Below are 11,934 nucleotides of genomic sequence, written 5' to 3'. Positions count from 1 at the left end.
CACTAGACCCCAAGGGCAGTATTTGCCCTAGTGGGAGTATTTAAAGTGGATTAGTTGATTACATGCACATGAACGTATTGGCAATTATCCAGTTCGTTCAAAGTGTAACTCTCAGTGCAGTTTGCATTGATAAGTGTAAGTAGTTCGTCCAACTCGCCATTCATTTCTTTTGTCGCTATTACATCGACCAAAAAATCTGAGCAGGAGTCGTTGGTGTACTTGAATAGACGGAGTTCATCTATCCAATCTCGAACCATGTTATTTACGTTGGCGATAATGAAGAAATTTAGTTCCATTATTACGCCTCCACCATGTCTTTATGCAGCAGTAAGTGACCGCCGATAAAGCTAACTTTAAGTTCGTCATACATACCTAAGCTAGCGTATGAGAGAGTGTTCTTTACAAACATCTCAAACGTTTCGCCTACTTCGTCGTTCAGTGGAATTAGACCCATGAACTCTGAATAGTAGGTATTCAGCGATAAATCGAAGTCATTTGACTTACAAAGTTGGGCATAGCTGCCTTGTCCCTCATAAGCAAATTCAGTGTAGTAGTGCAAAGCAACATAGTTGCCGAGCTTTTCAACCATGATTTCAACAGGACGGAAGCCACCTGTACTTGGGTGGTACTTTGTGTCGTTGAAGCTAATGATTGATATACCGTCCCGTTGTACATGTTCAGAAACAAACTCAATGAGTTCGTTTGGAACAGTAATCGGTAGGGTTTGTTTAAGAGTAAGCATGATGTACCTCATTAAAATAAAATGGGTACAACTACCCTACGGATGGTTGCACCCGTAGGTTTGATAGGATTCCACGTTAAGCGGAACTATTAGGTTATGTTTTAAAAGCAGATTTTGTGGTGTCGCTGCTTTCGCCGCTTGCGCGATCTATGACGATTCTCGTCCGACATCATACCGTTACCGGCAACCACTTTTTTGCCTCATCAAGAGGACTTGGTTTTGCTCCAAGTGGAGCATTTAGTGAAAGTCCAAATAGGACTCTCGGCTAAAATCTAACTTGCTTTGATTCTATAACACTCTGTTTAGTTTTCAAAATAATGTGTATCTCAATGCGTCCAAAGTCAGCATTGAGATACACACTAACGTAGGGTTAGTGTGTATCGTGCTTAGTCTAATAGAAAAAACCTTGGAGTGGGCATACCTCACTTTCCGGTAATCCATCATAGATAGCATCTTTATTAAATGAGAATTTTAGCGGCAACGTAATTCGGCTATGTGCCTCATATTGTAGCTCTATTCCTAACGCTCTCAGCTCGTTTGCATCATCATACAAACAAAGGTGTTCGACATCGCTTCCAAGATTTGTCTTCGCAAGCCAAGCGAATGCGTCAACACCACCAAATCGACAATAACCCTCATATGCCGGTTCCTCGATGTGGTTTCCGTCCGGCATCAGCATAAAGACGCTAACGCCTCGATGCTCGCCAGAACTGATGTTTGCAATTGATTCTGATGTATCTGCTGTTTTCCAAGAGAAAAAACCCATGATTGCTCTCCGATTTCATTGTTGATAAACGGAACGCAATCGCCCCAAAACGGGCAATTGCGCCCGTTAGGGGTAGGTTACTGTGCTAAGCACATTTCTTGATTGGTATTACATTTAAGTTTTGGTTTTGTCTATTCCTTTTGGACTGCCACGTTAGCAAGTCAGAGGAAAGCTGCATTCCCAATATATCAAAGACAGAGTAAATGACTGACTGACCTAAAATTTCATGAGCGACAGTTTCAGACAAACCGGAAACCTTTGCTTCTGGAATATTCTTAACTCGTGCATGTTCATTTTTTGTCAAGATCCGGCTCAATTCACTATTGGTCGAGTGTTGTAGGAATGGTTCGGTACTGCGACACTTAGCGTAGCCTCTACCTATTGTTCCTAAACAACTTTCGTAACCCGTAAGAATTTGACGAGCGAATCCTTTGCCAGCGGCTTTGTCTCTCTTTTCCTTATCCGCTAAATAACTAAACGTTTTCCAGCGAGGTGAATCAGGTTCAACATCTTCCAATATGTCATTAATTGAGTCCGGCTTAGGATAAAGTTGACCTTTAATCACCTTATCTATATCAAACGTATCTATCCCGTTTGATAACGCGACCACAACTAACCGATCCCTACTTTCCAAAGCTCCAAATTCTAGACCTGAGAAGATTCGCTCTTGGACTGTGTAGCCGAGGCTATCCAGTACGCTACGAATTACAGACATAGATGCGCTGGAAGAGTATTGGGGTACGTTTTCAATTAGAACTGCACTAGGATTCAACTGCACAATCATTTCTAGAGTGTAAAAGAACATACTGCCAGCTTCCGAGTGATCTTCAGCTTGCTTGAGTTTGTTCTTAGTACGACCACTTAACGATGCGCCGGTACAAGGAGTTGAAGCGTAAAGAAAATCGCATTCGTGCGCTTGTTTACTGCGTTGTACGTTTATCAGTTCTATTGGTGATTCAATAACAATTGAATCGCTATTCCATAGCTCAGGGTTGTTTCGTAATGAGCTTTCCAAATAACGGCTTTCACGTTCTACTGCGATAGCCACTTTGGTTTTTACATTGTTGCGTTTAAATCCATGATGCATCGCGGCATCTAAGATTCCCCCACCATGAAACACCGAACAAACATCTAGTGGCTTACCAGACTCTAATTTGTCCAAAAGCCTCTGTTCACGCCTGTTCGCGTTCTCAGTTAAGTGATGTTTTGAAACAACAATCTTTCCCTGTTTAATCAGAACTCTGACAGTTTCGCTTTCTTCGAACAGTTCAGCTAGAGCGTTAGCAGTAATATCAATTACTGGCAGTTCGTCACCACTTGTTCGATTTTTGCGCCGACTAATTTTGTATTTACCGGCTTCAGAAAGCTCGATGTGCAGTTGATTGTCAGTGACGCTCAAGTTGTACATCATGCCAGGTTTATAACCAGCGCAAGAGAGCTTTCTACCTTCGAGGAAGACGCGCTTGCGCCCACGATTTACACCGATTTTTGTATTTACAATAGTTGCCATTTGGTTTTCCTTTTAATAAAAAAAAGGCGCAACTATCCCCTTAACGGGATGTTGCGCCCGTTAAGGGTTTATGTGTTTATATCTCTATATCTTTTGGAAATATGATGCGTTTAAGTTGCCATCGGCAATCTTAAAGTTCTCTTGGTGAGCGCACCACTCTTTCCAGCCTTCATGCCAATCAAACTCATCGTAATCTTGCCAATCCTCATTTCGATCAGCGTTGATGTGTTTGATGATGTCTGTGACTGTCCAAAAATGGAGCTTTACAAACTCCCCCTGGTCATCACTTTCGACTACTTTAATTGTCTTAAAATAGTCAATATTGTTTGAACTCGGCTTAGCATCAAGTGTGTATAGCTTTCCGTCGATAGCGATATCTAACTGTAACGACTTGGGCTGTATCACCTCGTTGTTTTCGCCGGTGTACACTTCAACAATCACATCACCATTGATGATGTCTTCTTCAGTGATGTTGTAATGGAACTCGTAAGGTTGGTTGCTGAACGTTTCTTCAAACGTCTTGAACCATGCCACGACCTTATGATCACTCCAAAAGTATGCTTGGGTGTCCAGAAGGTAGTCTCGCCCCGATTTGTGCACGATTTTTATCCGTCCCAACTCAATCGGCAGTGACCCCATACTTGCGAGTTGGTCAAGGCTTTCTGAGAAGATTGCGTGTAACTGATAAAATTGTTCACTTTTTAGTTTTGTCATGAGTAGTTTCCTAAAGAGGGACTACTCCCAACGGGAAGTAGCCCCGTTGGGTTTAATATTTGATGATCACTCGATGTATAGGATCACCATAGCTTTGTCATAATGACTTATAGAATGCGTTTAATGTCCAACTCGAACTCGACTATATCAGGCATATGTGCCTCTAATGGTGAAGCAGTGTCGCGCTCCACAATCGCCATGAATAGTTCAGCTAGTTCATTTACAGTTTCAAAGATATCGCTTTCTTTCCAGTTACAATCGGGGTTAGCTTCATGCTCGGATACACAGCGATACAGTAAGTTTGAATACGGATAAAGCGCAGTAACGAATGTATCTTCGCCTATACCGAAAATATCTCCGACACTTTGACCAGACTCAGTGATGTTATTCAACACTGCTTGAGTTAGGTAAAAGTGATAAGTGGCTTTTACAGCATTTTTTGTATTCATTAGGTGCATATTCCAAAAAGAGAGGCGCACGTACCCTCTATGGGATTGGTACGCCCATAGGGGTTGATTAAGCAAATGCTAGTTGCAGTTGACCTAGTTGAAGTTCGAATTGTTTGTAGATCTTTGTTTCCACAACTTCAAAATTCACTTCGTCTTCAGCTTTAAAGGCTTCACACGACTCGGTGCAGTTACCAGATTCATAACGTTTCTGGCTACGCATCGTTGAGCGAATTTCTTCTTCAGTAGAATCGGCATACATCTCTGCGATGCCAGTGAGAGAAAGATGACCACGATACATTATTAAAGGATCGTAGCTCTCTTTGACTCGGATTTTTTTACTTTCAAGGTGGTATTTCCACATCCGATAGAAATGTGGGTTTTGCTTGATGGCAAGTGCAAGTTTTGAGGTGCTTTTTTTACAGCAAAACAGACAATTACCTTCATGCTCCCCATTAAGTTCAAGGTCAAATGGTTGGTGTGACCACCACTCCAATATGTCTTGTTTATCAACCATTGGTACAAGGTCAGCAAGATACTTAATACCAGGTTTAGGCTTTAGACGTTTCGGCTCATCGACACGGATACCAAGCCAAGTCACATAGTTGTTTTTACCAAAGTGATCTTTGCAGTATCGTTCCGCTACGTCTTTCTTCATTCTCTCACTGCAATAAGCTCCCATTGCGGTAGGAGTCCCATATTTCACCATCATGGACATCATTGGCTCGAATGGAGGCATTTTTACAGTATTCATGAGGTCTGTAGGTTCGAAGACTTCATATGTGTTGCCTACGCCCAATTTAGGACTAACTTTTGCGCGTAAGATAATGAGGTCAATACCCCAAAATTTGATGATGTCGCGTATAAATTTATATGTGGCGGGTGCTTCAACACCAGTGTCACAGAAAATGTATCGTACATCCCAATTGAACTCTCTACGTGCGCGTTCCATTAAATACACCAAGTAGGCACTTGTGCGTCCACCTGAGAACGAAACAACGTGAGTGAGTTTTTTTACTTCAGACATAAGTAGTCTCCTAAAACGAAGGGACTACTCCCAATGGGGAAATAGCCCCATTGGGTTTAATTGAATGGCTTATTAAGCCGCTTGAAGTCTTTCAGCAAAGAGCTGAGCGACTTCGGGTATGTGTTTATCGCGTTTTAGACCGTCATGGGGCAATATTCCCTCTGCTATCCAATTGCAGATATAGACCCCTCGATTCCATGAATCAGTACCAACCAGAGCATCTAACACCCCTTCTTTCGCAGAATATTTTCTGTGAGCAAGGACGGTGAGTGCTTCTGATCTTGAGTCATAGGTTTCATGATAACGCGCCCCGTTTTCTCCATAGAAGGACAACCGATAGGGTTTCTTGCCATACGTATCCGGTAAGAACGCTGCCACTTGCCCATCTTCAGTTATCGCTTCAAAAAAGCCATCGGGGTATTTATCTACAAGATATTGTGTTCGAGTTACACGCTCAAAATGGCGAGTAAAAAACTGCCAAGTTCGTTCTGGTAATTCGAGGTCACATAGTTTGATAGTGCAATTCTCACCGTACCGCTTAATGAACATGCGTTGGCGCTTCAGCCAGCGTTCAAAAGTGGTTTCGTGACAACCGTACTGTTCGACATCAAGAAAAAAGTCTTCGTGCTCATAGGTAAGAGTCCATTGTGACTTGTATTCTTGAAAGCTAACATCTCTAGGATTCATAGTGCTTCCTTAATCAGAAAAGGCGCACTATGCCCCTACGGGCAAAGTACGCCCTTTGGGGTAGTTTTGATAGAGGCTAAATCAAGCCTCAGTTATCGGTGTTAGAACCATTCTTTTTTCATCGCAAGCGCCATCGCTAGGAACGGGGAACTACCTAGTAGGCAATATCCAAGTAAGACAATGAATTGCCTTACATCCTGTACAAACGCGCTCGGTTCTTCGAAGAATGATTTCCACTCATACGTGAATGCGGTAATTACCGGAAACAGCACAATTAGAACACCAAGAGTAAGCACTGACCAAAATACGATTGATCTAGCTTGAGGGTTATAACGAAATAACATAGTTGAAACTCCAAATGAAAGTATGAAGCGCACTATGCCCCCTGTTGGGCAAAGTACGCCCATAGGGGTTAAATCTGTATTTGACGCTCTCTGTCGTCTATACAGGGATTGTTAAGCTACTAAATGGTAAGTGAAGTAGCTATGTGAACCATTTTGCCTGAGAACTCGCTGTACTTTGTGCCGACTCCATGAGTGTGACGCTAAAACACAGAAATATTCGTAGGTTATTTGGTTAGCAGTACAAGCAGGGCAAGACATGCAATCTCCCTCCAAACTATGAGCATTGTTCTAGAGTGAGTAAGAAGTCCACCGGATAACCGAATGATTCTTCAAACCACTTCAAAACTTCAAAGCGGTCATTTCCTTTATCAAAATGCGCCCAGCTTTGCTCGATCTGATCTTCATTGTTTACAGGTATATCCGCGAACTCTGAAAACAGATCTTGTACTGTTTGTAAATGTGTAGATTCTTTTGCGTATACGCATCCGGCGTTCATTTGCATGAACGAATGGACCTTTCTGTTTAGTTCAATGTTGACCTGAAAAGGTACTCCTTCAGCTACAACACCGTACTTAACTAAAAGCTTACCAATATCAGTAACAAATTGGTCGCCGGAGACAGTGAATCTACGTGATTTGTACGTATAAAATGCCATGATATCAGGACGTTCTATCTTACAAATTTCAATTGAATATCGAATATTCTCATCCATTAACGTTCCCCATTCCTTCTGAGATACGTGGACTTCAACGGAGAAGTAAGAGTCCATATCATGAAGGTTAGAGGATGGCTTTCTGAAATGAGCAACGTAGCGATACGGGGATCGAGATTCGAAAGTGATTTGATGAAACATAGTAGAACTCCATATATTAAAAATGGAGCAACCCCCTGACGGGAATTGCTCCCGTCTAGGGTTTGTTTTGAACTTAGAAGAATGTAGCTTTCGTTGCAGATTGTTGAGTGCTCGACGTTGAAATATCGCTGAACTCAAAACTAAAATCTGCCTCGCTTAGTCCCAAATCTGACTCATTAGAATCAGGTTCACCGAAACTAAAGTCTGCATCACCCAACCCAAACACATCGTCTGATTCAAAATCGACACTTGCAGGTTCTAAGGCTGACTCTAAGCTTGCAGGTTGTGGCTGCTCAACGGCTGGTTGAGTAGCGGCAACCGGTACTGGTTCGTTTTCTAAGTTGCTCATTAACGCTTGCAACCTATCTTCATCACTCATTTGATACAGTAAACCAGACAGTCTATGTACTTCATCAGTGTTGAGCTTACCAGTAATAGGCATGGCACTTTCTACTTGCTTAATCTTATTGACTAGCTTCAAAAAGCGACCATTTAGGAAAGCCAAACCTTGTACTTTCTCGCGGAGTTTCCGCAATGAAGCTACATTGGTTTGGTTCGGTTGAATTGCACCCGTTAAGCTATCAAGTAGCTTATTGGAGCTTTTCAAGATGTCTGCATCCAATGTCTCTCCCAAACTATCAACTTGATTTGATAGTCCAGCATCGACAGTAACGGCAGACTGTGCGGATTGAACTTTAAACATTGAGAAAGAGGCATTAATGCGTTTCTCAACATCTGAAGTAGGAGTCAACGCTTTCACAAGAATACGCTCGTATTGAGGGAAATTCTTGATCCAGTCTTGTTGAATTGACTCATGCTTTTGAAGATAAGCAGTTTTCTCTAGCTCAAACTGACCAACGATTTTTGTTAGTCGTTTGGCTAGTTCATCTGCCTTATCTGAAGGTACTGCATATCCACCAAGGAACGGGATGCCGATGGTCAGGCAAGCCCGTTCCATTTGACGTTTCAAAGTATTGAATACTTTTAGAGCCTTGGGATCTGTAGTGTGTTTACTGCCGAGGTTAATGATCTCTTTTGGTGGAACTTCACCTTGTAGTGAGAGGTCATTTTCTGCCAGTTTTTTCCGTCCTGTCCATTGGTTAACGTTCAGTTGAACAGCAACAATGTCATTCAGAACAGAGGTAGGTTGTGTAGTCATAATGGTATCTCCAATTTTATGTATAAAAAAGGACATACCATTCGCCACAGGGCTAATTGATATGCCCTTTGGCGGTTTTCAAATTTAGATAAGAGTGCTTACGCTACTTCTTATCGTTGTTTCTTAGTGCTTTTTTGCTAGCTGCTTATCGCACCATTTCTCGATATTGGGTGCATACATTGTTAGCAACCCAATAGCGATAGCAATACCACTAATTATGTAGATAGCTGTCATTGCAGTTCTCCTTGATTAAGTGAACCTAAGTTTATGTTACTACCGATTAAGCTTTTCTGCTAATGCTACAACGAGTACACCGATTACAGTTAGCTTCAACACGTTGAAGTCTAAACCTTTCTCGATAGCGTACACGAATGCAGCAGTATAGGATGCAGTGCCAAGCAGTTTTAGTTGAACAGCTACCTCTTTTTTCCGCTTATGTGCGAAGTGCACAACAGCTTTTAGATACTTGATAAACAAGTAATATATTAAATAAAAATCAAACATTTATACCTCTTTAAGTTTTTTGTACCAACAAGAGGCATATGTACCAACGGGACACATACCCCGTTGGGATTGATTTAATTACGCTTCAGGATCAAAGCTGCTACCAAATAGGGCTATCGCCCAGGTATTAATAGCTTCCTTTTCTTCAGCGTTAGAGCAACGATTCAGTAATGCACGATCAAGTGCATAGCTTAAAGCGCAAGGTGCTCCCATGTTTCGTTGGATTTGAATAGCCCAACGAATTAGTGTTCGAGTAGAAAAAGTGACACTTAGCTCAACGCTAGTATCTTCCTCTCCTTTAAACACGGTTCTTACTTTATTCGCTAATGCGACCATACGCTCACGAATGGTGTTCGGGATATTCGGAGCAATTTTGCCCAAGATATCCTTCTCAACATCTGCATCTGCATAGTCAACTTCAATGACGATAAATCGGTCTAGGAACGCGAGATTCTGACGCTGGACGCCAGCATACATCCCATCGCTACCTGAGCCATTTGAATTTGAAGTAGCAATCAAACGGAAATTTTCGTGTGGATACACTATTTCGCCGTTCTTTTGCGATAACACTAATGGTGAACCTTCTAGCACTCCATTTAGGTTTGCTAATTCAGCCGGATCGACAAGGTCAATTTCATTAAGAATGAGAATGTGACCTTCACGCATCGCTTTGGTTAACACACCATCCATCCAGACGGTTGAACCATTTTGAAGTGTCCATTGCCCTACCAAATCCATAAATTCGGTTGAGCCACCACAAGTGTAGTTTTGAACAGGGTAATGTAGCCGAGCGCAAACTTGTTCTGCCAATGATGTTTTGCCGCAGCCGGTTGGACCGACAATCAGTAACCCATCACCAAAAGAACAATCAATAAAGTTCACGACATCTCTTAACGTTTCCCGACGAAACACATACTCTTTTTTTAGCATCGGTACATTAGGGTGGTTACATGGTTCAAAACCTTTAACGCCCATACCTGTACCTTGAAAACCAAAAATTTCGAGTGGGTAAGTTTTTTCAATTAATTTAGCCATAGCTGCTTTCCTTCAAATAATAAAAAGGGCAACTACAGCTCCCCTACGGGCTGTGTTGCCCGTATTGGGTTGGATAATGTCAGATTCAGATCACAGTAGTTTTTCTACTGATAGCTGTTCTCTGATGTCTTCTGATACTAACAAAGTGACAAAGTCACCAAAGTAAGCGTCGAAGATATTGACTGAACAGTAATAATTACCAGTCATCATACGTTTTTGAATTTTTTCTCCATCTAAACCAAGCTGAGCTGATAGCTTTCTAGCAAGACTTATTAGTTGAAAAACATTTCCTTGTTCACCCCGCAAATCTAGTGTGATTTGAGGTACTTTGGGTTTGAAAGGTACTTTGATCGCCATTATTCCACCTCGCTTTCTGTGTAGCTGAAAACGTATTGCGGATTAGCAACCTTGTACTCTCCAATCAAGTAATTATCTTGGTCACGCTCAAACGATGGCATGTCAGGGTTATAAACCTTTATGGCATGTACAATGCGTTTGTCGTTTTCGATAATGCGAACCTTTGGCAGAGTTTGTTCTAGTTTGTAACCATCAGGGTTGTCACTCGAAAATGAGAGAATTTTTACACCGTCAGGTTGGAACTGGAATTTTACTGTCCAAACGCTATCAATAAGCCGATCAACGGCAAGATATGTTTCACCGAAGTTAAACATACACCCTCCTTAGAAGTAGTGGTTTTGAGCTGATTTTTCGAAGAAGTTACCTGGTGCCAGCGGCTTAATTGGCGCTGTTATAGGTGTAGGTTCTTCAGGTTCGGTATGGGTTTCAACGTCACTTATAAGCGAGGACGGAACAGCTTGTTCTGCCGGAGTCACTGAAAGTGGTGTTGCTTCTTGCTTAGGCTGTTCTGCTTCAACTTTCGGTTGATATTGTTCAATTGGAACGTCAGCTTGATTGCTTGATTCTTCTTGAATGGTCACACGGAAATAAGTAGAGCCTTTGTTACGGTGTTTTTCGATAAGTGAAGATGGAATAACCACATTCATCGTATCTTCAATTTCCGCTAGCAAGTTTTGGTAGTTCACATTACCGGTCTTATCGACACGGGTTGCGCGAATACCATCTTTATTGAAGGTTTGAACGTCACTTGGTATTTGTTCGGTGAAATACGATTCAAGCTGTTTAAGATCAGCTTTTACCGCATCGCATTGACGAACGAGTTCAGCATGACGCGCTGACTTTTCTTTGTACTGTTCTACTCTTTCTTGCCAAGAGTTATCCTGATTAGAAATTGGAGTGTCATAGACAACCTTATCTCGACCCTCGATCATCTCTGGAGGTGTGTTCGACTGAACTCGTTTCCAGAAATCAATCGCTGCTTTTTCTGCTTTTTTAATAAAAGCGTCATTGCGACGAATGCGAGTTGAAATAGGGCGTTTACCCCGCAAGTAGAAGTACAATCTACCAATGTCAGCTCCCGAACAGTTCAATTGCCACTGCACTTGCGCAGCGTACATTTGAAACGTTGGTGCTTGTCCTTGCATTGCTAAAATCTCGTTGTAGATTTTTTCGCAAGGACATTTGATTTCCAATACTTCTTTATCTGAGCCTAGTATGTATAAACCATCTAAAGATGCTCGGAAAAGGTGCTCATGGTCAGCTTCAACACACACTGGCATGTAAGGCTTACCATATTCGTTTTCAACGGCTTCACGCGCTTCGGGTTCTTGTTCTACACCCCTTTGCACATGGTAGTTTTTGGACAAATCATCCGGCTCTTTCAAGCCGACCAATTCTGCCCAAAGTTGGTAAGGTGTTTGATATGGAGATAACCCCATGATCACCGGAATCATTGAGGCTGTAATGCCTTTCTTCCGCCACTCAAACCACTTTTCACTACGTTGAACGATATCTACTACAGGCATAATGCCCTCCTTAAATTTTAAAAATATAAGGGTGCATCACGCCTATAAGGGCAGGATACGCCCTTATTGGGTTGGATAAATTTATTCAGCAAACTCTTTGTTGAACGCTTCGTTAAGAGTGCTTAATGCATACTCTAACGTTGCGCCATCATAGCGTTCTTTGAAACTATCTTTTGTTGTGTCCCATGCGCCGGTATCCACAGTAAATGACACCATCTGGTCAATCATATTGACATCCTTAGATGCCAACATGCCAAATTGTGT

15 protein-coding genes are annotated in these 11,934 nt (G+C 42.0%); all 15 read right to left on the bottom strand.

Going from position 1 to position 11,934, the window contains the following annotated elements; genetic code table 11:
• Positions 1-50 precede the first annotated feature (50 nt).
• Positions 51-296 (bottom strand): hypothetical protein, encoded by a 246-nt coding sequence (locus tag DBX26_RS24825; protein ID WP_025624734.1) that lies wholly within the window; start codon positions 294-296, stop codon positions 51-53.
• Positions 297-298: 2 nt separating this feature from the next.
• The gene (locus DBX26_RS24820; RefSeq protein WP_162889792.1) at positions 299-742 is read right to left on the bottom strand and encodes a DUF2787 family protein; all 444 of its coding nucleotides are present in this window, start codon (positions 740-742) and stop codon (positions 299-301) included.
• Positions 743-1,133: 391 nt separating this feature from the next.
• Positions 1,134-1,508, bottom strand: a complete 375-nt coding sequence (locus tag DBX26_RS24815; protein WP_118121286.1) for a hypothetical protein — start codon at positions 1,506-1,508, stop codon at positions 1,134-1,136.
• A gap of 85 nt (positions 1,509-1,593) precedes the next feature.
• Positions 1,594-3,018 carry a DNA cytosine methyltransferase gene (locus tag DBX26_RS24810; protein WP_118121285.1) on the bottom strand — a complete coding sequence of 475 codons (1,425 nt, stop codon included), beginning with the start codon at positions 3,016-3,018 and terminating at the stop codon, positions 1,594-1,596.
• An 84-nt stretch (positions 3,019-3,102) separates the two neighbouring features.
• Positions 3,103-3,732: a hypothetical protein gene (locus DBX26_RS24805; RefSeq protein WP_118121284.1), complete on the bottom strand. Its 630-nt coding sequence runs from the start codon at positions 3,730-3,732 to the stop codon at positions 3,103-3,105.
• A 107-nt stretch (positions 3,733-3,839) separates the two neighbouring features.
• Complete coding sequence (locus DBX26_RS24800) at positions 3,840-4,181, bottom strand: hypothetical protein (RefSeq protein WP_118121283.1); 342 nt, start codon at positions 4,179-4,181, stop codon at positions 3,840-3,842.
• 67 nt (positions 4,182-4,248) lie between these two features.
• Positions 4,249-5,205, bottom strand: coding sequence for a phosphoadenosine phosphosulfate reductase family protein (locus tag DBX26_RS24795; protein ID WP_118121282.1), 957 nt, complete (start codon positions 5,203-5,205; stop codon positions 4,249-4,251).
• Between the two features lie 72 nt (positions 5,206-5,277).
• Positions 5,278-5,892 (bottom strand): hypothetical protein, encoded by a 615-nt coding sequence (locus DBX26_RS24790; protein WP_118121281.1) that lies wholly within the window; start codon positions 5,890-5,892, stop codon positions 5,278-5,280.
• A gap of 101 nt (positions 5,893-5,993) precedes the next feature.
• Positions 5,994-6,236 (bottom strand): hypothetical protein, encoded by a 243-nt coding sequence (locus tag DBX26_RS24785; protein ID WP_118121280.1) that lies wholly within the window; start codon positions 6,234-6,236, stop codon positions 5,994-5,996.
• Positions 6,237-6,510: 274 nt separating this feature from the next.
• The gene (locus DBX26_RS24780) at positions 6,511-7,089 is read right to left on the bottom strand and encodes a hypothetical protein (RefSeq protein WP_118121279.1); all 579 of its coding nucleotides are present in this window, start codon (positions 7,087-7,089) and stop codon (positions 6,511-6,513) included.
• Between the two features lie 73 nt (positions 7,090-7,162).
• Entirely contained in the window at positions 7,163-8,248 is a 1,086-nt protein-coding gene (locus tag DBX26_RS24775; RefSeq protein ID WP_162889791.1) for a DUF3150 domain-containing protein, read from the bottom strand.
• A 582-nt stretch (positions 8,249-8,830) separates the two neighbouring features.
• Positions 8,831-9,787 (bottom strand): AAA family ATPase, encoded by a 957-nt coding sequence (locus DBX26_RS24765; RefSeq protein WP_118121277.1) that lies wholly within the window; start codon positions 9,785-9,787, stop codon positions 8,831-8,833.
• A 90-nt stretch (positions 9,788-9,877) separates the two neighbouring features.
• Positions 9,878-10,144 carry a hypothetical protein gene (locus tag DBX26_RS24760; RefSeq protein ID WP_118121276.1) on the bottom strand — a complete coding sequence of 89 codons (267 nt, stop codon included), beginning with the start codon at positions 10,142-10,144 and terminating at the stop codon, positions 9,878-9,880.
• Positions 10,144-10,458 (bottom strand): hypothetical protein, encoded by a 315-nt coding sequence (locus tag DBX26_RS24755; RefSeq protein ID WP_118121275.1) that lies wholly within the window; start codon positions 10,456-10,458, stop codon positions 10,144-10,146. Before DBX26_RS24755 ends, DBX26_RS24760 begins: the two co-directional genes overlap by 1 nt.
• A gap of 9 nt (positions 10,459-10,467) precedes the next feature.
• Positions 10,468-11,670 (bottom strand): lambda-exonuclease family protein, encoded by a 1,203-nt coding sequence (locus DBX26_RS24750; protein ID WP_118121274.1) that lies wholly within the window; start codon positions 11,668-11,670, stop codon positions 10,468-10,470.
• Positions 11,671-11,934 lie beyond the last annotated feature (264 nt).

The sequence above is a fragment of the Vibrio sp. dhg genome, assembly GCF_003443775.1.
Lineage (GTDB): Bacteria > Pseudomonadota > Gammaproteobacteria > Enterobacterales > Vibrionaceae > Vibrio > Vibrio natriegens.
The sequence above is the reverse complement of the archived record's forward strand: the minus strand, read 5'-3'. Positions and strand labels throughout refer to the sequence as shown.

Coding starts and splice junctions, on each gene's coding strand:
- DBX26_RS24825 (WP_025624734.1), bottom strand. CDS start 296: ATGGAACTAAATTTCTTCATTATCGCCAACGTAAATAACATGGTTCGA.
- DBX26_RS24820 (WP_162889792.1), bottom strand. CDS start 742: ATGCTTACTCTTAAACAAACCCTACCGATTACTGTTCCAAACGAACTC.
- DBX26_RS24815 (WP_118121286.1), bottom strand. CDS start 1,508: ATGGGTTTTTTCTCTTGGAAAACAGCAGATACATCAGAATCAATTGCA.
- DBX26_RS24810 (WP_118121285.1), bottom strand. CDS start 3,018: ATGGCAACTATTGTAAATACAAAAATCGGTGTAAATCGTGGGCGCAAG.
- DBX26_RS24805 (WP_118121284.1), bottom strand. CDS start 3,732: ATGACAAAACTAAAAAGTGAACAATTTTATCAGTTACACGCAATCTTC.
- DBX26_RS24800 (WP_118121283.1), bottom strand. CDS start 4,181: ATGAATACAAAAAATGCTGTAAAAGCCACTTATCACTTTTACCTAACT.
- DBX26_RS24795 (WP_118121282.1), bottom strand. CDS start 5,205: ATGTCTGAAGTAAAAAAACTCACTCACGTTGTTTCGTTCTCAGGTGGA.
- DBX26_RS24790 (WP_118121281.1), bottom strand. CDS start 5,892: ATGAATCCTAGAGATGTTAGCTTTCAAGAATACAAGTCACAATGGACT.
- DBX26_RS24785 (WP_118121280.1), bottom strand. CDS start 6,236: ATGTTATTTCGTTATAACCCTCAAGCTAGATCAATCGTATTTTGGTCA.
- DBX26_RS24780 (WP_118121279.1), bottom strand. CDS start 7,089: ATGTTTCATCAAATCACTTTCGAATCTCGATCCCCGTATCGCTACGTT.
- DBX26_RS24775 (WP_162889791.1), bottom strand. CDS start 8,248: ATGACTACACAACCTACCTCTGTTCTGAATGACATTGTTGCTGTTCAA.
- DBX26_RS24765 (WP_118121277.1), bottom strand. CDS start 9,787: ATGGCTAAATTAATTGAAAAAACTTACCCACTCGAAATTTTTGGTTTT.
- DBX26_RS24760 (WP_118121276.1), bottom strand. CDS start 10,144: ATGGCGATCAAAGTACCTTTCAAACCCAAAGTACCTCAAATCACACTA.
- DBX26_RS24755 (WP_118121275.1), bottom strand. CDS start 10,458: ATGTTTAACTTCGGTGAAACATATCTTGCCGTTGATCGGCTTATTGAT.
- DBX26_RS24750 (WP_118121274.1), bottom strand. CDS start 11,670: ATGCCTGTAGTAGATATCGTTCAACGTAGTGAAAAGTGGTTTGAGTGG.